Here is a 20,903-nt window from a genome sequence, read left to right as displayed (position 1 = left end):
AAACGTTCGTCAAATTTTTCATCAGTCAGCCTAACGCCGTTTTGACATAAAAGGAAATGATAGAGTCACCGTATAAATAAGCGAAAATACTTCCTGCCGCAATTGCCGGGGCAAAGGGAATCGGCTGTTTTCTGGCCAGCCTTCCGAACAGTACAGCGGCAGCTCCGTACAATGCGCCTATAAGAACAGAAAAGAAAAAGGCGGCAGCAAGCATTTTTACACCAAGCACAAGGCCGATAACGGCAAATAATTTAATATCCCCTCCCCCTATTCCTCCATGAGTGATGACGGCAATAAAGGCCAGTAAAAGAAAACCGGCAGCCGCGCCTATAAAGCCTTCATACCAAGAAAGAAGCGGAGAAATGATTCTGCCAGCTGCCAGAAAGGGAAGAAAGAATAGCAATATGCGATTTGGAATCAGCATAAAGTGAATATCTGTCACAGAAACAATAATTAGAAGAGATAGAAACACCAACGCAACAATCAGTTCCCAAGACAAACCGAAACGAAATCCCGCGGCTGCAAATAAACACGCTGTCGAGAGCTCTGCCGCCGGGTACATAAGAGAGAGCTTTTGGCCGCAGCTTTTGCAATTGCCTTTTTGCAGAATAAAAGATAAAACAGGGATTAATTCCGTCGGGGTTAGGGTTCGACGGCAAAAGGAACATGCCGAACGCGGACTTATGATGGATATGTGCAAGGGGATGCGGCATCCAACCGTATAATAAAATGAACCGAGGATAAGGCCGAGGACAAAAAGAATCGGAATCATAGACAACACACCTTTACTCTCTTTAGGATTATGCTATGGATTGTAGCACAGCAAGCATATTGATCTATAATAAACAATTTTAGATTTTGACAGAAAAAATCCCGGCAGAATATTATTATTGATTCTGCCGGGCCAAAGTCATTACAGCATTCTTTTTCGAATGTCAGAAATAAAATAAAGTGATCCCGTAATGAGCACGATATCATTTGAGCCTTTTTTGCTTTCTATTAATTTGATCACATGCTCCGGATCTTCATTCCAGCTTTTGCTGCTGATTTCACTAGCATCATACAGATCTTTCGCAAGAGAAGCACGCGGAAAATCAAAAGAAGCAAAATGAATCGAGTGCGCGATCGTTTCCAGTTTCTTAATCATGTCATGATACGGCTTATCCTTTAACGCACTGAACACCACACAAATGTCGGAATCCGGGAAACGCTGCTTCATCGTTTCAGTCAGCTTATCGATCCCTTCTTCATTATGGGCGCCGTCTAAATATACCGGCGGATGTTCCTGAACCAACTCTAATCTGCCCGGCCAAGCAGCCTTTACGAGCCCGCTTCTTAACGCAGCATCACTCATTTCAGCAATGTTTTCCCTGTTAAGCCATTCGGCAGCCAAAATGGACAATGCCGCATTTTGTCTTTGATGCGTACCGATGAGAGATGTTCGAATATCTTCATAACACGTTTCTCCGGTTTTTAAAGAAAACTGTTCTCCTGCAGAAAGAGCCTTTTCATTATAAATCCTGCTTGTATCATGCAATGACTGAAAAGGAGCAGATTTTCGTTCAGCTTCATGCCGGATTACCTGTAAGGCTTCCGGCTGGGTAACGGCTGTCACGATCGGAATGCCTTCTTTTATAATTCCAGCTTTTTCGCCTGCGATTTCTTCAATGGTGTTCCCTAAAATGTTCATATGGTCGTGTCCGATGCTTGTGATGACGGTTAAAAGCGGTTCGACAACATTAGTAGAATCGTACCTTCCGCCCAGACCTGTTTCAAAAATAACAAAATCGACCTGATGATGCGCAGCAAAATATAAAAATGCACAAGCCGTCATAATTTCAAATTCTGTCGGCTGACCGTGTTCAGTTTGATCAAGCTCTTCAACGATCGGTTTCACCTGATTAACGAGTGTGACCCACTCCTCATCTGTAATAGGTGTGCCGTTTACGCTGATGCGCTCATTAAATGTGATGATATAAGGCGATGTAAACGTACCGACAGTGTATCCCGCTTCTTGCAGCATAGAACGGATAAAAGCGACAGTTGATCCTTTGCCGTTTGTTCCCGCCACGTGGAGCGCGCGGATTTTCTTTTCAGGATGGTCCAATCGCGCCATCAGCTGCTTCATTCGATCAAGACCAGGCTTCACTCCGAATTTTAGACGGCTGTGAATCCAGCTGCGCGCTTCTTCATATGCAGTAAACAATGATAATCCCCTCTTTTATAAGACAAGGCGGTTTCTCAAGAAACCGCCTCGGCTTTTCATTAGCCCTTCAGCTCAGCCATTCGTTTTTGAACAGCGTCACGCTTTGCCACATAATCTTTCTCTTTCTCACGTTCTTCATCAATTACGTGCGCAGGCGCTTTTTTTATAAATCCTTCGTTTCCAAGTTTCTTTTGGACACGCTCGACTTCTTTCGTCAGCTTATCGAATTCTTTTTGCAGACGGGCGATTTCTTCTTCGATATTAATTAAACCTTCAAGCGGAAGTATGACCTCTGCTCCTGTGACAACTGCCGTCATTGCTTTATCAACAGCTTCAATATCTGTACCGATTTTCAGCACGCTCGGATTTGTAAAGCGTTCCACATAAGAACGGTTTGCTTCGAGACGGGCTGCGACCTCGTCCGTGCTCGCTTTAATGTACAGTTCAACTTGCTTGCTCATCGGTGTGTTTACTTCGCTGCGGATATTACGCACAGAACGGATCAGTTCAACGAGAAGCTTCATGTCAGCAGCAGCTTCAGTGTCTGTATGCTCAGGCACAACAACAGGCCATGTGCTTACAGTAATGGATTCCCCTTGGTGAGGCAGGTGCTGCCAAATTTCCTCCGTTAAGAATGGCATAAACGGATGGAGCAGGCGCATCGTTTGGTCCAGAACATAAGCAAGGATGGAACGGGTTGTTTTCTTAGCCGCTTCGTCTTCTCCGTATAGAGGAAGCTTCGCCATTTCAATATACCAATCACAGAAATCGTCCCAAATAAAGTTATATAAATGGCGGCCGACTTCACCAAATTCATATTTATCAGCTAGCTGTGTCACACTTTCGATCGTTTCGTTTAAACGCGTCAAAATCCACTTGTCAGCTACTGATTTCTCACCTGAAAGATCAAGCTCTTCATATGTCATGCCGTCCATGTTCATTAACGCGAAACGAGAAGCGTTCCAAATTTTATTGGCAAAATTCCAAGTCGATTCCACTTTTTCATAGCTGAAGCGAAGATCTTGGCCAGGAGAGCTTCCAGTCGCCAGGAAATAGCGAAGGGAATCGGCTCCGTACTTGTCAATCACGTCCATCGGATCGACACCGTTGCCAAGAGATTTACTCATTTTTCTGCCTTGCTCATCACGGATTAAGCCATGGATTAAAACATCTTTAAACGGACGTTCGCCAGTAAATTCAATCCCTTGGAAAATCATGCGTGACACCCAGAAGAAAATGATGTCGTAGCCTGTAACGAGAACGTCAGTCGGATAATAGCGTTTAAAGTCTTCAGCTGTCAAATCAGGCCAGCCCATAGTGGAGAAAGGCCAGAGCGCAGAACTGAACCATGTATCCAGCACGTCTGTATCCTGCTCCCAATTTTCGCTGTCCTCCGGCGCTTCAAGACCGACATATAACTCGCCTGTTTCTTTATGATACCAGGCAGGAATGCGGTGGCCCCACCATAATTGACGGGAAATACACCAGTCGCGGATATTTTCCATCCAATGCAAATACGTTTTTTCGAAGCGGTCAGGAACAAAGTTGACTTTTTCTTCTTTCTCCTGCAATTCAATTGCTGCATCAGCAAGCGGCTGCATGCGCACAAACCATTGGGTAGAAAGATATGGTTCAACAACCGCTCCGCTTCGTTCACTATGTCCGACAGAGTGCAGATGGTCCTCGATTTTGAAGAGAACGCCTGCCTCTTGTAAATCTTTAACGAGCTTTTTGCGGCATTCAAAGCGATCCATGCCTTGATATTGCAGCGCATTTTCATTCATCGTGCCGTCTTCATTCATGACAAGAATACGCTCTAAGTTATGGCGGTTGCCAAGCTCGAAGTCGTTCGGATCATGAGCAGGCGTAATTTTCACTGCACCTGAACCAAATTCCATATCAACATAGTCATCGCCGACAATCGGTATTTCACGATTTGTGATAGGCAGAATAACCGTTTTTCCGATAAGGTGCTTGTAGCGCTCATCTTCAGGGTGAACCGCAACGGCCGAATCACCAAGCATCGTTTCTGGACGTGTCGTCGCGATTTCAATTGAACCTGATCCGTCAGCAAGCGGATAGCTCATGTGATAAAACGCGCCTTGAACATCCTTGTAAATGACCTCAATGTCTGATAAAGCTGTTTTTGTTGCCGGGTCCCAATTTATGATGTATTCGCCTCTGTAGATCAAGCCTTTTTCATAAAGTTTGACGAATACTTCGCGAACCGCTCTGTTTAAGCCTTCATCAAGCGTGAAGCGTTCACGGGAATAATCAAGGCCAAGCCCTAATTTCGCCCACTGGCTGCGGATGAAGTCAGCATACTCTTCCTTCCACTTCCACGTTTCTTCAAGGAATTTCTCACGGCCTAAATCGTATCGGCTTGTGCCTTCTTCACGAAGTTTCGCTTCAACTTTAGCCTGTGTCGCGATACCGGCGTGGTCCATACCAGGAAGCCACAGTACATCATAACCCTGCATGCGTTTCATTCTTGTTACAATGTCTTGCAGCGTGGTATCCCAAGCGTGGCCAAGGTGAAGCCTTCCTGTTACGTTTGGCGGCGGAATAACGACAGAGTACGGCTCTTTTGTCTGATCGCTGCCTGCTTCAAAAAACTTACCTTTTAGCCAAAAATCATATCGGTCTTTTTCAACCGCAGCCGGATCGTATTTCGTCGGCATTGTTTGTTCATTCGTTTCCATCATAACCCTCCAGCATGTTTAAAATGGCTGAGAACGAAAAAAGAGCCCTTCATCCTTGGGAAAAGGACGAAAAAGCTCTTTCGCGGTACCACCTTTTTTCATGAACCTTGTCAGTTCATGCGCTTCAACGGATAACGGGGGTTTCCCGAATTTCTCTACTCTTCTTTCAAGAAATTATGCTCCCGGGCGACCTTCCAATCAGACAACATAAGAAGCCTTTCAGCAAGCGGCTTCTCTCTCTGCATGCGTCTTTCTTGTACTCTTCCCGTTCTAAGCAGGTGTATCTATCAGCTCATTATATACTTTATTTATGTTCTTTATTATAGTAAAAGTGTTTTTGATTCGTCAATCATCTTTTCCAAAAATACTGCTTCCTATACAAGATGGGCAGGCACCTATTGACCAAGTATACATATGATGCTTGTAAATGCGTAGAGGAGGATGCACCGTGAAGAAACGTTTCAGCTCTTATTCCCTGCCGCCGTGGGTCAGGCAAATTCGGCTTGTATCCGCGCAAGTGATTATCCCGATTACGATTTTCCAAGGTATCAGAACCATTTTCTTTCCGACAACCTTTGATGTCTTGCTGCTCGCAATATTGATTCTGTTAGCCTGTGCGCTTCATTTGGAATGGATATAAACAAACAAGTCCGCGCCAATTAAGACGTGGACTCGTTTTCCGCCTGAAATTTTTTCTCTTGTTCAATTTGATGGATTTTCATCACAAACGGCTCAATATTTTTCATTTGCCAGTATGCCTTTAATAAATGTGTACATTCATCTTTTTCACGCCGTCTTTTCCCGGTCTGATAGCGGTTCAGCACTTTGTACACCGTTGCCGGATAAGCCATGTAACTGAGAAAAAGACTGATTTCAGCCTCATGCAGAGGAAATGCTTTCGTATATGCATAAAACCAATCGACACACTCCGGACAAGCTTTTGGAAAACCGCTGAACATTCGTGTGTAAAAGCCGAGCAAGTCGTTATGCGGCGGCCCCACAGACGCTCTCTCAAAATTCGTAAAGTATCCGGTCCCTGCATCATTGTACAGAAAATGGTGAATAGACAGGCTGCCGTGGGTAATGACAACCCTTGAGGAGCCTTTTTCTTTTGCCGCTTCATACCAGTCCTTAATCCGCTCAAGCGCAAAGTTTACGGCGGAAATGGTTTCTGAATAATAGGTTACAGCCTGCAATTCAAAGGGGGAAAGGTACCATTCTTTCTCAGCTCTTTCTACAAACTGTTCATAAATGATCTTTTCATTTTCCCACTTTTTTCTCGTTTGTTCATAGTGGCGTTCAATGTCTTCACGCCTGACCTTGATTTCCTGCGCAGTTCTCTCGTGAAGGCGGGCTGTTTCTCTAAATAGATAGGCATGTTTCTGATCCCGCTCTTCCTCTTGGTCAAATTGGAGCCAAGGCATTAAGTAATAGGAGTCTCCAGTTTGTACGCCCCCGGAGAAAAACTCTCCCCCATTTGTTCTGTATATGGGAACAAAGGAATGAAAGCCTTTTTCCTCAATTGCCACCATTTGATCTGTAAAATGTTTGCCGTGAACCGATTTCATTTTTTTCAGCGCAAATACCCCATAATCTGAATACACTTTCCACACACGAGAACTGACTGGCTCAATAAATTGAGCCGTCAGTCCGTATTCCTGAAGAACCGATTGGACATCTTCCATTCCATTCACCACATTTTCCGATCGCTTACGGCTTACGCATGGCTGCTGTTGTATTGAGGGATATAAAGAATCTGCCCTGCTTTCAATTCATCATCCAGCGCCAAAGAATTCATCCTGATCAGCTGCTGGGAGGTAATGTCGTATCGTTCGCATAAACGTTCAATGGTATCTTCCTGCTGAACAATACAGATTTTCATTCTAGAAAACTCATCTTCTTCTCTTGTAAAGAGTTTTGTTAAATAAAGAGAATTATGATTTTCCTTTGTTTCAGTTTCCTTTGTTTGAGCAGCAGGAACAGCTCCAGCAACAGCATCTTGTTCCTTCCTTTCAGGTTCGGAAGTGTCTGGCAGCTGGTAAGAATGAAAAGACGCCTCTTCCTCAGGTTCTTCAGGTGAAGGTGTTTTTCTCACTTCAATTTCAAAGCTTTCTTTCTTCTGCTCTTCTTCCTCCAGCAGCTTAGGCGCTGAATAAAAGGAATGCTCTTCTGAATCTTGTTCCGGCAGGAAGGTACGGTAGGCCGGCGTAAGCTCTTCTTCCTGAGATTCCCCTTCAGCACTTATCTTTTGATTAAAATGCAGGGTTGGAGCTGCTGCTGCTTCCTTTAAAAGTGCAGCTGGCGCTTCTTCCTGCTCTCTGCTTCCTTCTAAAGAAACAACGTCTTCACGTATAGTTTCCTGGACTTCCTCCAGTTGTTCTGCATCCTGTCGAGGTGCAGGCTCTATGTGATCCGATAGCTCCGATTCTGTTTTTTGGGATTCTTGACGCAGAGCATGCTCAAGAATAGGAGAATCTGGTTTTTCTGTTTTTTCTTCACCACGCTCAGCCTCTTGCTGAAGCTCAGCTTCTACAGCAGGTGATATTTCCGCCGCTGAAACAAGCGGTTCTGACAGTTCAGCCTGCTCTTCTTCCGCCTCTGCTTTTTCGCGGATCTCTATAGCCTTTGGGGAATCTGCTTCTATTGTTTCCGCTTCCTCACGAAGCCCTGCCTCTGAAAGAATGAGCTCCGGCGGCTTCGCTTCTTCTGCTTTTATATCTTTGCTGTCCTCTGGTTCTAAAGCAGCTGATTCTGATCGTACAGTTTCTTTCTCTTCATTCGCCTGCTCTTCACGAAGCCTCGCTTCCGAGACAACAAGCTCTGACGGCTCGGCTGGCGCTTCTTCCGCCTTTATATCTTCGCTGTCCTCTGCTTTTAAAGCCAATGGCCCTGACCGCTCAGCTTCTTCCTCTTCATCTGCTTGCTTTTCACGAAGCCCCGCTTCCGAGACAACAAGCTCTGGCGCTTCTTCCGTTTTTATATCTTCGCTGTCCTCTGCTTTTAAAGCCAATGGCTCTGACCGCTCAGCTTCTTCCTCTTCATTTTCCTGCTCTTCACGAAGCCTCGCTTCCGAGACAACAAGCTCTGGCGACTCGGCTGGCGCTTCTTCCGCTTTTATACCGCCGCTTTCCTCTGCTTTTAAAGCCAATGGCTCTGACCGCTCAGCTTCTTCCTCTTCATTTTCCTGTTCTTCACGAAGCCTCGCTTCCGAGACAACAAGCTCTGGCGGCTCAGCTGGTGCTTCTTCCGCCTTTATATCTTCGCTGTCCCCTGCTTTTAAAGCCAATGGCTCTGATCGCTCAGCTTCTTCCTCTTCATCTGCTTGCTCTTCACGAAGCCTCGCTTCCGAGACAACAAGCTCCGGCGGCTCAACTGACGCTTCTTCCGCCTTTATACCGCTGCTTTCCTCCGATTTCAAAGTCAATGGCTCTGACCGCTCAGCTTCTTCCTCTTCATTTTCCTGCTCTTCACGAAGCCCTGCTTCCGAGACTAGAAGCTCCGGCGGCTCGGCTGGCGCATCTTCTTCGCTGTCCTCTGCTTCTAAAGCAAATAGCTCTGGCGGCTCAGAAAAACCTTCATCAGGAGCTTCATAGAGAGGAATCTCTTGCTCCCTGTCTGCTGTGTCATCAAGAAGGCCTTCTATTGCTAAATCAGCCTGGATCGTCAGGATGCGCGAGTCTGTTAGTTGATAGTCAAATGCATCAATAAACACAAACACTTCATGTAGATGACTGACTTTATTTTTCGGGATGGTAATATCGACAGGGAAACAATGAGTCAGTTCCGCAGTTCCATCCTCTCTCGTTCTGACCTCTTCGACAAACCGCTTATCGGTATAAAACTCTTCAGTATTTTTGCTCTGATCTATGTTGTACTCACCTGTAAGTTCAAGCGATCCTCTGATTGAAACGTAATCATTTACTTCCTGAACCCTAATATCAGGATCTAATGAAATGGAAAGCAGTTCAGAAACTTCCTGTCCTTTTTGGAAACAGATCGATTCTTCTACAGAAAATTGCAATCGATGATTTTGCGGCAAGTTCATATCCTCCTTTCATCTAATCCTTAAAATTAGATGTCACTAAAGGTGTATGTATGAAATGGAGAAAATATGAATGGGGAAGCATAGAAAAACCGGTACAAGGATGTCCTTGATACCGGTTTTTATCGTACTTATCCGCGGCTGATCTCAGCGAATACGTTCTCAGCTGCCTGAATTGTTTTTTCAATATCTTCATCAGTATGAGCCGTCGAGAGGAAAAGCCCTTCAAATTGAGACGGCGGAAGGAACACACCTTCGTTTGCCATTCCTTTATAATACTTGGCAAACAGCTTCAAATCCGATGCTTTGGCTGTTTCATAATTGATGACAGGTTCATTTGTAAAGAAGAAACCGATCATTGAACCTGCGCGGTTAAAGGTATGCGGAATACCGTGCGCCTCTGCCGCTTTTGAAATGCCTTCTTCCAGCCTGTCGCCTTTTTTCATAAAGGTCTTGTATGATTCAGGCGTGAGCTGCTTTAATGTTTCGAGTCCAGCCGTCATCGCAAGCGGGTTGCCTGACAGCGTACCTGCCTGATAAATCGGACCGCTCGGAGCAATCCGCTCCATAATTTCGGCTTTACCGCCATAAGCGCCGACAGGCAGTCCGCCCCCGATCACTTTTCCTAAGCAAGTCAGATCAGGCGTTACGCCGAAATAGCCTTGAGCGCATTTATAATCGACCCGGAAGCCAGTCATGACTTCATCAAAAATCAGCAGCGTGCCGTACTGTTCAGTAATATCACGCAATCCTTGCAGGAAGCCTTCTTGCGGCGGAACTACTCCCATGTTTCCGGCAACCGGTTCTACGATGACGCCTGCAATATCTTCACCGAACTGTTGGAATGCAAGCTTTACACTTTCTAAATCATTGTACGGAACGGTGATGGTGTTTTTCGCTATTCCTTCAGGTACGCCCGGGCTGTCAGGCAGACCGAGTGTTGCCACTCCTGAACCCGCTTTAATCAGCAGAGAATCTCCGTGTCCATGGTAGCAACCCTCAAATTTTAAAATCTTATTGCGGCCTGTATATCCTCTTGCCAAACGAAGCGCGCTCATGGTCGCCTCGGTTCCCGAGCTGACCATCCGTACAATTTCTACTGACGGCACTCGGTCAATGACGAGCTTCGCCAATTCATTTTCCACCTCAGTCGGAGCCCCGAAGCTTGTCCCGTATTCAGCCACTTTTTTGAGGCTCTCTACAACGCGGTCATTTGTGTGTCCTAAAATTAAAGGCCCCCATGACAAGACGTAATCAATATACTCATTTCCATCAATATCATAGATTTTAGAGCCTTTTCCGCGCTCCATAAAAATCGGGTCCATGTCTACCGATTTAAAGGCGCGAACGGGGCTGTTTACACCGCCCGGCATGAGTTTTTGCGCTTCTTTAAAAGCCGCTTTTGATTTTTCATAGCTTCTCATCTGCCTCAACTCCTGTCAACTGAATAAAATTACTCCGCAAGCCATTTTGCTGCGTCTTTTGCATGATACGTAATAATCAGGTCGGCACCCGCACGCTTCATGCTTGTCAAAATTTCTAAGACAATCTCTTTTTCCTTGATCCAGCCGTTCTGAGCTGCAGCCTTCACCATAGAATACTCTCCGCTTACATTATAAGCCACAAGCGGCAATGTAAACTCATTTTTCACATCCCGCATGATATCCATATAAGAAAGTGAAGGTTTCACAATCAGGAAGTCCGCGCCTTCCTCAACATCTGATTGGGCTTCACGGAGTGCTTCCAGACGGTTGGCAGGGTCCATTTGATACGTTTTGCGGTCGCCAAATTGAGGCGTGCTGTTTGCTGCATCACGGAACGGACCGTAAAACTCACTTGAATATTTCACGGCGTAAGACATGATCGGAATATTGATGAAGCCTTCTTTATCTAACGCTTCTCTGATAACCGTCACAAATCCGTCCATCATGTTAGAAGGCGCAATGATATCCGCTCCGGCTTTTGCTTGGCTGACAGCTGTCTGTGCCAATAGCTCCAAGGATTCATCATTCAGGATCTGTCCGTCTTTGACGAGACCGCAATGTCCGTGATCTGTATATTCACATAGGCATGTATCAGCAACGACAACCATCTCAGGGAAGTGCTTTTTAATTTCGGCAATTGCTTCTTGCACAATCCCGTGGTCATGGTAAGCTTGCGTTCCGCAATCATCTTTTTCTTCAGGTATGCCGAAAACAATGACGGATTGAATTCCGAGACTGACCAGCTCAGCCACTTCATCCTTTAATAGATCTAAAGATACATGATAAACATCAGGCATTGATGGAACAGCTTTTTTTCCTTCTAAACCTTCAACGACAAAGATCGGATAAATAAAATCAGATGGATGCAGACGAGTTTCTTTCACCATCTCTCTCATTGCTTTTGATGACCGCAAACGGCGGTGTCTGTTAAATGATTGACTCATATTCTATCTTCCTTTCTAGACATGCGGCACATTAAATCAAGCATGCCGTCAATTGTAAATGTATCAGGCATATACGACGTGATTCCGTACGACAGCAGAGCGTCCCTCGTTAACGGTCCGATGCTGATGCAGGCCGTCTGGTGCGCCGGCCATTTTTTTATTCCTTCTCCCAAAACATGCATAAATGTATGTACGGTTGATGAGCTTGTAAATGTCACATAATCAAATGAATACTGATTCGCGGCATTTTTTAATTCCTCGATGCCATCTTCATCAGGAACAGTTTCATATACGACCCATTCCTTCACCTCAAAGCCAAGAGGCGTAAGCTCTTTTTTTATCACATCGCGAGATAAATTGCCTTTTATGACTGTAATCCGTTCTGACGGTTCGGCATGCTGCTTAAGAGCGTCCGCCAATTGTTCTGCAATATAGTCATGAGGCATTACATCAACCGATACGTTGTACGATTCTAAACGGCGTGCGGTTTTTTCACCAACAGCCGCAATTTTTTTATGACTGGGAACAATAAGCTGATTTTCTTTCAGATAAGAAAAAAAGAAATCCGCTCCATTTACACTCGTAAACACAAGCCAGCCGGGTATGGTTAGATCTATTCGCACCTGTTCTGCCAGATCATTCGGCAGAGCTCGGCGAAACGTGATCAATGAGGCCAATACCGCTTTTCCGCCAAGCTGCTCCACTTTCTGCCGAAACGATTTTGCCTGCGTCTTATTTCGGGTGACAAGCACTGTTTTTCCTTTCAAAGGAAAATCATTTACCATCCTCATCAAGCTCCCGTTTTACGCGATCGATTAAATCTTTAGCGCCTTTATCAGTCATGAGAGCCGCACAGCGCTTACCGACTTCCTCTGGATCGTTTCCGGTGACGGTTTCTTTGAAAATGATTTTTCCATCGGGCGAAGCCACAAGCCCTGTCAGTTCAATTTCATCCTGGCCGTTTATCACCGAATAGCCGGCGATCGGCACCTGACAGCCGCCCTCCATCGCGTTTAAGTAGGCACGTTCTGCAAGTACAGTCCGTTTTGTGTACTCATCCGTAAACTGAGAAAATAACGTTAAAAGCTCTCGATCGGATTCGCGGCACTCAATTGCAAGAGCGCCTTGGCCAACAGCCGGAAGACAGCGCTCAGGCTCAAGAAATTCAGTTACGACATCCTGCTTCCAGCCCATTCTGGAAAGCCCTGCTGCTGCTAAAATAATTGCGTCATAATCTTCGTTTTCCAGCTTTTGAAGTCTCGTATCTATATTACCTCTAATCCATTTAATTGTAATGTCAGGGCGCTCAATCAAAAGCTGCGCGCTTCTTCTTAAACTGCTTGTGCCAATTACAGCACCTTCCTTCAATTCAGAAAGCTTTACACGATTCTTTGAAATAAGAGCGTCACGAGGATCTTCCCGTTCAGGAATACAGCCGATCACAAGGCCTTCAGGCAAAACGGCAGGCATATCCTTCATGCTGTGAACCGCCATATCAATATCTTCGTTTAAAAGCGCTTGTTCGATTTCTTTGACAAACAGCCCTTTCCCTCCCACTTTTGACAGGGTAACATCGACAATCCGGTCACCCTTTGTGACGATTTCTTTTATGTCAAAAGCAAAAGAAGGATTGATTTCCTTCAGTTTGCGAATCACCCATTTTGTTTGGGTCATAGCGAGTTTGCTCCGTCTGGAACCTACTTTTATCGTTCTCATTTTTTCTTTCCTCCCGAATCTGCTTGGGCACATTATTTAACTGAACCAATGGAATTGAGACAGGCTTCCGAGCAGGAAATAATTGATCATCAGCACGAGAAAACAAGCCGTATTCCACAGTGCGGCGACCTTCCCCTGAAGCTCTTTAATCAGCCTGATATAGAGATAATAGCTGTAGAGAAGCAGGACGACAAACGAACCAAGCACTTTGGCGTCGAACCAATACAGCGTTTCTAGAGACACATACGCCCAAATGACACCAAGAATCAAACTCAGCAAAAGCATCGGAACTCCGATAACATTCAGAACATACGCCATATAATCAAGCTTAGACAAATCTTCTATTCTCAACAGCCACTTTCCCCATTTTTTCTTTTTTAACAGATGATATTGAAACAAATAGAGCACAGAAAATACAAAAGAAAGGGAAAAAGCACCGTAAGAAAGAATCGCCATTGTAATATGAATTACTAACAGCTCCGATACGAGCTGACCCGAAAAAGCCGCTGACTGCTGCTCCGTCGGTGAAAATGTATGAATGGCGATCATAGCAAACCCTATTACATTTGTAAAAAACACAATAAAATCAACACGCAGCAGCTTTGTCAGTACAAGTGACAGTGTGACAAGCACCCAAGCATAAAAATAAAGCGCCTCCGTCACATTTAATACCGGAAACCGCCCCGTCACCCACATAAAGTAGGCTAAATACACGGTTTGCAGAGTCCAGACAATAGAAAGCAACCAGAAGGCCATTTTCCCAGCCTTCCGGTTGTGTTGAAGAAAATCTATAAAATAAAAGAGTACACTTAATGCGTAAATGACGATTGTCCCTTCATTAAGTCTTGCCATTGCAGTATCAATCATTCAGCTTTCACTCACTTACAAGTGGGGCAAACCCCGCTCTTGATTCAGCCTTCTTATAAGAATGGACCTTTTGGCTGCCTTCAACGCTTTTGATCATTTGCCGGCCCGCAGCTTCTTCTATATCAAAAATCTGCTTAAACAAAGCCAGCTTTTCTTCAGAATCAGCCTCTGCCGCAAGTTCTTTCACCTTTAATATCGGGTCGCGGAGCATTTGATTAATGATACTTTTCGTATGTTTATTCAAAAGTTTTTTCTCTCTTGTCGTCAAATGAGGCAGCTTCCGTTCGATGCTGTCCATCGTTTCAGACTGGATTGCCAGCGCCTTTTCACGCAATGCGGAAATGACGGGCACTACACCGAGTGTATTCAGCCATTGTTTAAATTCAACAATGGTTTCTTCGATTAACAGTTCAACCTTCTCAGCGGTTTCTCTCCGCTCTTTCAGGTTCGCTTCTACGATCCCTTCAAGATCATCTATATCATAAAGGAAGACGCCTTCTAGATCGTTCAAAGCGGGATCCAAGTCTCTTGGCACGGCGATGTCCACCATAAATAAAGGACGGCCTTTGCGAAGCTTATTCGCGTTTTCCATCATTTCTTTAGACACAACAAAATCACTCGCACCGGTAGAGCTGATTAAAATATCGGCTTCTGCAAGCGCGCTTTCAAGCTGATTTAAGCTTCGCGCTTCACCGGAGAAACGGTCTGCAAGTTCTTTCGCTTTCAAGTATGTTCTGTTAATGACGGTCACTTTTCCGATTCCCTGTCCGTGCAGATTTTCGGCTGCAAGCTCGCCCATCTTTCCTGCACCAAGGATCAATATATGCTTGCTTGAAAGGTTTCCGAAGATTTTTTTCGCAAGCTCAACGGCCGCATAGCTAACAGACACTGCATTAGAGCCAATGTCTGTTTCGGCGTGAGTCCGTTTACCCACTGTAACCGCCTGCTTAAACAACTCATTAAAAATCGTGCCGATCGTTTTTTCTTGCTGAGCTGTTTTGAAGCTGTCGCGCACCTGGCCGAGAATTTGCGTTTCACCGATCACCATAGAATCCAATCCGCAGGCTACACGGAACAAATGCTCAACAGCCGCATCGCTTTCATAAAATCTTAAAAACGGCGACAGGTCTTCTTTGCTTAAGTGAAACCAGTCAGCTAAGAATTTCTTTATATAATAACGGCCGGTATGGAGCTGGTCGACTACCGCATAAATTTCAGTGCGGTTGCAGGTAGATACGATGATATTTTCGAGAATGCTTTTCTCTGCTTTTAGCTGCACCATCGCTTCTGCAAGCTCATTCGGCTGAAAACTTACTTTTTCACGTATCTCAATAGGGGCGGATTTATAATCTACTCCCACAACAAGTATATGCATAGCTTTCCTTACACCCCCAACACCCAAACTTTAATTTATAATCATTCTAACATAGAATTCATTATTTATAATAATTATAACATAGTTTCTTTCGCAAAATGTGAACAGATTTCAAAAATCTTGTGCTATATTAGAAAAAGCTTCACGAACAAAATATGTTCCTATTGACAATACCAAAAACAGCAGAAATTTACTCAAAATCAGCTCTAGAAAACAAGAAGGTGATATGCATGAAACAAAAATCAATTTTATTTCCTTGTCTGCTGCTCGCCGCATCCGTTTACGCATGGCTTGAAAGCGGCCAAGCCGAACTGTTTTCAGGACAGGATCAATGGCCTGTTCTTCTTATGCTGTTAGGCGCAGCCTTTATATACCAAGGAAAAAAAGAAGCTGTCTCCCCCCATTTCTTTATCGGCTTGCTTCTCTTCGGAATCGGTTTGCACTTTTTCGCTAAGCCAAAGTGGACATGGTGGCCGGATGATTTTGAAATGCTACTCTTCATGGTCGGCTTCTCACTGCTCGTTTCAACCGTTCAGAAAAAAGAATATGTATATGAAGCTGTTTCGATGATTTGTTTTTCCCTGTTTCTTTACTTTTTCAAACAGATTATGGCATGGCTCGAGTCTGCGCATATTCCCACGGCCCTGCTGAAAGAGTATTGGCCGTTTGTATTTATCGGAATCAGTTTATTGTTATTATTGATAAAACGAAAAAAATCTATACGATAAATAAAACCGGCAGAGAGTATTCTCTACCGGTTTATCATTTTTTTGATCACTCCCCAAGCTTCGTCTTTCCCCTTTTTCGTTTCTGAGGAGTAGAGAATCAGCTCGTCTTCCGGATCAATATTTAATGTCTGTCTTACAACCTTCGCGTGTTTGTCCCATTTTCCTTTCGGGATCTTATCGGCTTTTGTAGCGATAATAATAACAGGAATGCCGTAATACTTTAAGAATTCATACATCTGCACATCATCATTAGACGGTGCATGCCGCAAATCAACGATCTGCACCACTGCTTTCAATTCCTCGCGTGTCGTAATGTAGGTTTCAATCATTCTTCCCCAAGCTTCACGCTCGGATTTTGACACTTTGGCAAAACCGTAACCCGGTACATCAACAAAATGCAATTCGTCATTAATAATGTAGAAATTTAATGTTTGTGTTTTTCCCGGTTTTGATGATGTTCTCGCAAGATTTTTACGATTAATCAATGAATTGATAAAAGATGACTTTCCAACGTTCGATCTTCCGGCCAGTGCAATCTCCGGAAGCCCCCCTTCAGGGTACTGTTCAGGTTTAACTGCACTGATTACGATTTCTGACTTTGTGACTTTCATTTCTTCTCTCCTACTAAGGCATGTTCCAAAACGTCGTCTAAGTGAGATGCCAATATAAAGGTAAGCCCCTCTCTGACGCTCTCTGGAATATCCTCTATATCTTTTTCATTATCTTTAGGCGCAATAATGGTCGTCAATCCCGCTCTATGTGCCCCGAGTGCTTTTTCTTTCAGTCCGCCGATCGGAAGCACGCGTCCGCGGAGCGTAATTTCGCCAGTCATTCCGACTTTACGCGATACAGCCCGTCCTGTTAAAGCAGAAACAAGCGCAGTCGCCATTGTGATACCGGCAGACGGACCATCTTTAGGCACCGCACCCTCAGGAACATGTATATGAATATCATACTTCTCATGAAAGTCAGGTTCAATGCCAAGTTCTTCTGTTTTTGAACGCACGTAGCTGAAAGCCGCCTGAGCAGACTCTCTCATGACATCGCCAAGCTTACCCGTCAGGATCAATTTTCCTTTCCCTGGAGAAAGCGATACTTCGATCGACAGCGTATCTCCGCCGACAGTTGTATAAGCCAGCCCCGTGACGACGCCCACCTGATCTTCCGTTTCTGCTTGTCCATATCTGAAAATTCGTTTTCCGATAAAGTCATGAAGATTTTTGTCCGTAACTGTAATCCGTTTTCTATCTTCAGAAACAATGGCTTTTGCGGCCTTGCGGCAGATGGCAGCAAGCTGGCGTTCGAGGTTTCTCACACCTGCTTCTCTCGTATAATAGCGAATAATATCAAGAATGGCCTGATCACGCAGCTGCAGGTTGCTCTTTTTGAGCCCATGCTCCTTGATCTGCTTCGGAAGAAGGTGATCTTTCACAATTTCAAGTTTTTCCACTTCCGTGTAGCCCGCAATATTAATGATTTCCATTCTGTCTCTAAGCGGTCCCGGGATTGTCGCTAAATTGTTAGCCGTAGCGATAAAGAGCACTTTTGACAGATCAAAGGTCTCCTCAATGTAGTGGTCGCTGAAGGTGCTGTTTTGCTCTGGATCAAGCACTTCAAGCATTGCGGATGACGGATCGCCTCTGAAATCAGAAGACATTTTGTCAATTTCGTCTAATAAGAAGACCGGATTCAGCTTGCCGGCTTTTTTCATGCCTTGAATAATACGTCCAGGCATTGCCCCGACATATGTCCGTCTGTGCCCGCGAATTTCTGATTCATCACGCACCCCGCCAAGTGAAATTCTGACAAATTTCCGATCCATACTTTTAGCAATCGATTTGGCCAAGGACGTTTTTCCGACCCCTGGAGGTCCAGCCAAACAGAGAATCGGGCCTTTTAAGGATTTTGTCAGCTTCTGAACAGCCAAATACTCTAAAATACGCTCTTTCACTTTTTCAAGTCCGTGATGTTCTTTGTCCAAAAGATGTTCAGCCTCTTTTAAATCAAGCTTATCTTCGGTCTCATCCGTCCATGGGAGAGCGACCAGCCAGTCAATATAATTGCGGATAACAGAACTTTCGGCAGAACTGGACGGAATTTTTTCATATCTGTTTAATTCCTTAAGAGCCGTTTCCTTCACATGGTCAGGCATGCCCGCTTCTTCGATTTTTTCGGTCAGCGTTTGAACTTCACCTGTTTTGCCTTCTTTATCGCCAAGCTCTTTTTGGATCGCCTTCATCTGTTCGCGCAAATAGTATTCCTTTTGCGTACGCTCCATTGAACGTTTGACGCGCTGGCCGATTTTTTTCTCGATTTCAAGCACTTCTTTTTCATTGTTGATAAAATCAATGACCTTGTTCAGTCTGTCTTTGACATCAGCCGTTTCTAAAATATCCTGCTTATCCTTTAGTTTAAGAGGCAGGTGAGAAGCAACAATGTCTGCCATTCTGCCCGGCTCTTCGATATCAGTAACCGCGGCGTACGTTTCGGCTGAGATTTTTTTAGAAATTTTTATGTACTGATCAAAGTGGTCCAACAAAGTCCGCATCAGCGCTTCGTCTTCTGTATCTTTTGAATCATCTTCATGGATCAGCTGAATGTCTACTGATGTATAATCTTCATGCTCATTGTATTCAATGATCTGGGCGCGCTGTATGCCCTCCACCAGCACACGAATCGTACCGTTCGGAAGCTTCAGCATTTGTTTAATTTTCGTATAGGTGCCGACAGTAAAAATTTCGTCTTCACCCGGTTCGTCTATCGAAATATCCTGCTGAGTAGCTAAAAATATCATATGATCATGCATCATTGCCTGTTCAAGGGCCTGAACCGACTTATCACGTCCTACATCTAAGTGCAAAACCATTGTCGGGTACACTAATAAACCTCTTAAAGGGAGGAGCGGGATGCTGCGTTTTAATTCTTCTGCCATGTGACTGACACCTCCGTGACTTTAGTATGAACCATTATAATACAACTTTTTCATCCTTGTACAATAAACGGCATGGTTTCATTTTCTATAACACAGTCTCCTCGTAGTATACCCTTTCTTTCTGATCTGAAAAAGGAAAAGATGTCCTTCATGAAAAAAACCCTATTTTAAAAATAGGGTCAGACCGATTCTTTATTCATTTGCATGTTAAACGGTTTTTGTTCAGTAGGCGGGTTCACTAAAATTTCATCAAGCACTTCCTGGAACGTTTTCACCGCCACAATTTTGATCCCTTCAATCTGTTTTAAGATCGATTGCTGATTTTCATGCGGGATAATAACTTTTTTGGCACCGGACTGTTTTGCAGCTTTAATTTTCGGGATCACGCCTCCAATCGGTTTTACAAGTCCGTTTAGACTGATCTCGCCTGTCATGGCAACCGTGTGGTCAATCGGAATTTTATGAACCGCTGAAAAAATTCCTGCCGCCATGGCAATACCTGCCGACGGCCCGTCAATCGGAATGCCGCCCGGAAAATTAATGTGGATATCATAGTCTGAAGGCTTCATTCCCATTGTACGCAGTACGGTTAGCACATTCTCAACCGAGCCCTTTGCCATGCTTTTCCGGCGAATTGATTTTGATTGGCTGCCGATGCTTTCTTCTTCTGCTATTCCGGTAATGTTAATTGACCCTTTATCCTGAGCCGGTGTTACGTTCACTTCGATTTCCAGCAGCGAACCGCTGTTAGGGCCATACACTGCGAGCCCGTTTACAATGCCGATTTGCGGTGCAGTGCCGATTTTCTGCTCGTGCTTAGGGGTAAGCTGGCTGGAATGGATCACCCATTCTATATCCTCAATGGTGATGTCCTTCCGATCTTCGGTCACCGCCATTCCCGCCGCGATTTGAATCATATTGACGGCTTCACGGCCGTTCCGCGTATAGCTGGTCAGTAAATCAAGCCCCTCTTCAGAAATATTCTTTTCAATCTTATCCACTGCTGTTTTGGCAACTGATTTCAGCTCATCTTTCTCAAGCTCGCGGAAAAATACCTCTAAACAGCGGGATCGGATTGCCGGAGGGATTTCATTGGGCATTCTTGTTGTCGCACCGATCAGACGAAAATCAGCTGGAAGCCCATTTTGAAAAATATCGTGAATATGGTTCGGTATTTGTGTATTTTCTTCGCTGTAATAAGCGCTGTCTAAAAAGACTTTCCGGTCCTCAAGCACCTTCAGCATTTTATTCATTTGAATCGGATGCAGCTCCCCAATTTCATCAATAAACAATACACCGCCGTGGGCATGCGTGACAGCCCCCTGCTTCGGCTGCGGAATACCCGCCTGTCCCATCGCTCCGGCCCCTTGGTATATCGGATCATGTACAGAACCAATGAGCGGATCGGCAATTCCTCTTTCATCAAATCGAGCCGTTGTCGCATCGAGTTCCACAAAAACAGCCTGCTCTTTAAAAGGTGATTGCTTATGTTTTTTAGCTTCCTCTAACACAAGCCTTGCAGCAGCTGTTTTTCCGACTCCCGGCGGTCCATAGACAATGACGTGCTGGGGATTCGGTCCGCACAACGCGGCTTTTAACGCTTTAATCCCGTCTTCCTGACCGACGATATCTTGAAAGCTTTTAGGGCGCACCTTTTCAGATAACGGTTCGGACAGGCTGATAGCCCGCATTTTGCGAAGCTGCTCCATTTCCTTCTTTGATTCCTTATCTATCGTGACTTTTTGTGTCCTTTGATTTTTAAGCAAATTCCAAAAATACAAACCAATGATAATCCCAAAAAACAGCTGAATAAATAATGCGATCCCTGTCCAACTCATGGTGGTCCCTCCTGAAAAACAATTTATGTATCCAATTCATTCCTCTGGTTGCTAGTATCTCCCACAAAA

16 protein-coding genes and 1 other annotated feature are annotated in these 20,903 nt (G+C 44.7%); of the genes, 2 read left to right on the top strand and 14 right to left on the bottom strand.

Annotation, left to right across the window (positions count from 1 at the left end):
* Positions 1–25 precede the first annotated feature (25 nt).
* The 3 genes from MTN95_RS05185 to valS all read right to left on the bottom strand — a co-directional run bounded on the left by MTN95_RS05185 (position 26) and on the right by valS (position 4,908).
* Positions 26–772 carry a prepilin peptidase gene (locus tag MTN95_RS05185; RefSeq protein ID WP_105953483.1) on the bottom strand — a complete coding sequence of 249 codons (747 nt, stop codon included), beginning with the start codon at positions 770–772 and terminating at the stop codon, positions 26–28.
* 141 nt (positions 773–913) lie between these two features.
* A complete protein-coding gene (locus tag MTN95_RS05180) occupies positions 914–2,206 on the bottom strand; it encodes a bifunctional folylpolyglutamate synthase/dihydrofolate synthase (protein ID WP_248337259.1) in 1,293 nt (430 codons plus the stop codon).
* 59 nt (positions 2,207–2,265) lie between these two features.
* On the bottom strand, positions 2,266–4,908 hold the full coding sequence (gene valS, locus MTN95_RS05175) for a valine--tRNA ligase (RefSeq protein ID WP_248337258.1): 2,643 nt from the start codon (positions 4,906–4,908) through the stop codon (positions 2,266–2,268).
* A gap of 59 nt (positions 4,909–4,967) precedes the next feature.
* Positions 4,968–5,190, bottom strand: a binding site (T-box leader).
* Positions 5,191–5,356: 166 nt separating this feature from the next.
* Here valS and MTN95_RS05170 point away from each other — a divergent pair.
* Positions 5,357–5,548, top strand: coding sequence for a hypothetical protein (locus tag MTN95_RS05170; protein ID WP_024122364.1), 192 nt, complete (start codon positions 5,357–5,359; stop codon positions 5,546–5,548).
* A 19-nt stretch (positions 5,549–5,567) separates the two neighbouring features.
* On the opposite strand, the gene cotN is transcribed toward MTN95_RS05170, so the two are convergent.
* From cotN to hemA, 8 genes are all read right to left on the bottom strand, one after another.
* Positions 5,568–6,593: a spore coat protein CotN gene (gene cotN, locus MTN95_RS05165; RefSeq protein ID WP_248337256.1), complete on the bottom strand. Its 1,026-nt coding sequence runs from the start codon at positions 6,591–6,593 to the stop codon at positions 5,568–5,570.
* A gap of 32 nt (positions 6,594–6,625) precedes the next feature.
* Positions 6,626–8,947, bottom strand: coding sequence for a LysM peptidoglycan-binding domain-containing protein (locus tag MTN95_RS21515; RefSeq protein ID WP_396022367.1), 2,322 nt, complete (start codon positions 8,945–8,947; stop codon positions 6,626–6,628).
* 134 nt (positions 8,948–9,081) lie between these two features.
* Positions 9,082–10,374, bottom strand: a complete 1,293-nt coding sequence (gene hemL / locus MTN95_RS05150; protein WP_059293481.1) for a glutamate-1-semialdehyde 2,1-aminomutase — start codon at positions 10,372–10,374, stop codon at positions 9,082–9,084.
* Between the two features lie 29 nt (positions 10,375–10,403).
* Complete coding sequence (gene hemB / locus MTN95_RS05145; protein ID WP_024122369.1) at positions 10,404–11,378, bottom strand: porphobilinogen synthase; 975 nt, start codon at positions 11,376–11,378, stop codon at positions 10,404–10,406.
* On the bottom strand, positions 11,375–12,163 hold the full coding sequence (gene hemD / locus MTN95_RS05140; RefSeq protein WP_248337254.1) for a uroporphyrinogen-III synthase: 789 nt from the start codon (positions 12,161–12,163) through the stop codon (positions 11,375–11,377). Before hemD ends, hemB begins: the two co-directional genes overlap by 4 nt.
* Entirely contained in the window at positions 12,153–13,094 is a 942-nt protein-coding gene (gene hemC, locus MTN95_RS05135) for a hydroxymethylbilane synthase (protein WP_095714283.1), read from the bottom strand. Before hemC ends, hemD begins: the two co-directional genes overlap by 11 nt.
* 36 nt (positions 13,095–13,130) lie before the next feature.
* Entirely contained in the window at positions 13,131–13,961 is an 831-nt protein-coding gene (locus MTN95_RS05130; protein ID WP_010335178.1) for a cytochrome c biogenesis protein, read from the bottom strand.
* A 7-nt stretch (positions 13,962–13,968) separates the two neighbouring features.
* Complete coding sequence (gene hemA, locus MTN95_RS05125) at positions 13,969–15,336, bottom strand: glutamyl-tRNA reductase (protein WP_044156696.1); 1,368 nt, start codon at positions 15,334–15,336, stop codon at positions 13,969–13,971.
* A 230-nt stretch (positions 15,337–15,566) separates the two neighbouring features.
* Here hemA and MTN95_RS05120 point away from each other — a divergent pair, with 230 nt between their 5' ends.
* On the top strand, positions 15,567–16,064 hold the full coding sequence (locus MTN95_RS05120; protein WP_105953476.1) for a hypothetical protein: 498 nt from the start codon (positions 15,567–15,569) through the stop codon (positions 16,062–16,064).
* Between the two features lie 23 nt (positions 16,065–16,087).
* Here MTN95_RS05120 and yihA read toward each other — a convergent pair whose 3' ends face one another.
* From yihA to lonB, 3 genes are all read right to left on the bottom strand, one after another.
* Positions 16,088–16,675 (bottom strand): ribosome biogenesis GTP-binding protein YihA/YsxC, encoded by a 588-nt coding sequence (yihA, locus tag MTN95_RS05115; RefSeq protein ID WP_010335181.1) that lies wholly within the window; start codon positions 16,673–16,675, stop codon positions 16,088–16,090.
* Positions 16,672–18,996: an endopeptidase La gene (lon, locus tag MTN95_RS05110; protein ID WP_248337252.1), complete on the bottom strand. Its 2,325-nt coding sequence runs from the start codon at positions 18,994–18,996 to the stop codon at positions 16,672–16,674. The genes yihA and lon overlap by 4 nt, the downstream gene beginning before the upstream one ends.
* 179 nt (positions 18,997–19,175) lie before the next feature.
* Positions 19,176–20,834, bottom strand: a complete 1,659-nt coding sequence (gene lonB / locus MTN95_RS05105; RefSeq protein WP_248337250.1) for an ATP-dependent protease LonB — start codon at positions 20,832–20,834, stop codon at positions 19,176–19,178.
* Between the last annotated feature and the right edge of the window lie 69 nt (positions 20,835–20,903).

The organism is Bacillus sp. 2CMS4F (assembly GCF_023161785.1).
In the GTDB taxonomy this organism is placed as follows: domain Bacteria; phylum Bacillota; class Bacilli; order Bacillales; family Bacillaceae; genus Bacillus; species Bacillus halotolerans.
Note: the sequence above shows the minus strand (reverse complement) of the source record. Positions and strands in the feature narration are given on the sequence as shown.

Excerpts from the sequence above, each read along its gene's own strand:
- MTN95_RS05185 (WP_105953483.1), bottom strand. The coding sequence starts at position 772 with ATGATTCCGATTCTTTTTGTCCTCGGCCTTATCCTCGGTTCATTTTAT.
- MTN95_RS05130 (WP_010335178.1), bottom strand. The coding sequence starts at position 13,961 with ATGATTGATACTGCAATGGCAAGACTTAATGAAGGGACAATCGTCATT.
- valS (WP_248337258.1), bottom strand. The coding sequence starts at position 4,908 with ATGGAAACGAATGAACAAACAATGCCGACGAAATACGATCCGGCTGCG.
- hemC (WP_095714283.1), bottom strand. The coding sequence starts at position 13,094 with ATGAGAACGATAAAAGTAGGTTCCAGACGGAGCAAACTCGCTATGACC.
- cotN (WP_248337256.1), bottom strand. The coding sequence starts at position 6,593 with ATGGAAGATGTCCAATCGGTTCTTCAGGAATACGGACTGACGGCTCAA.
- MTN95_RS05120 (WP_105953476.1), top strand. The coding sequence starts at position 15,567 with ATGAAACAAAAATCAATTTTATTTCCTTGTCTGCTGCTCGCCGCATCC.
- hemA (WP_044156696.1), bottom strand. The coding sequence starts at position 15,336 with ATGCATATACTTGTTGTGGGAGTAGATTATAAATCCGCCCCTATTGAG.
- yihA (WP_010335181.1), bottom strand. The coding sequence starts at position 16,675 with ATGAAAGTCACAAAGTCAGAAATCGTAATCAGTGCAGTTAAACCTGAA.
- hemB (WP_024122369.1), bottom strand. The coding sequence starts at position 11,378 with ATGAGTCAATCATTTAACAGACACCGCCGTTTGCGGTCATCAAAAGCA.
- lon (WP_248337252.1), bottom strand. The coding sequence starts at position 18,996 with ATGGCAGAAGAATTAAAACGCAGCATCCCGCTCCTCCCTTTAAGAGGT.
- lonB (WP_248337250.1), bottom strand. The coding sequence starts at position 20,834 with ATGAGTTGGACAGGGATCGCATTATTTATTCAGCTGTTTTTTGGGATT.
- hemD (WP_248337254.1), bottom strand. The coding sequence starts at position 12,163 with ATGGTAAATGATTTTCCTTTGAAAGGAAAAACAGTGCTTGTCACCCGA.
- hemL (WP_059293481.1), bottom strand. The coding sequence starts at position 10,374 with ATGAGAAGCTATGAAAAATCAAAAGCGGCTTTTAAAGAAGCGCAAAAA.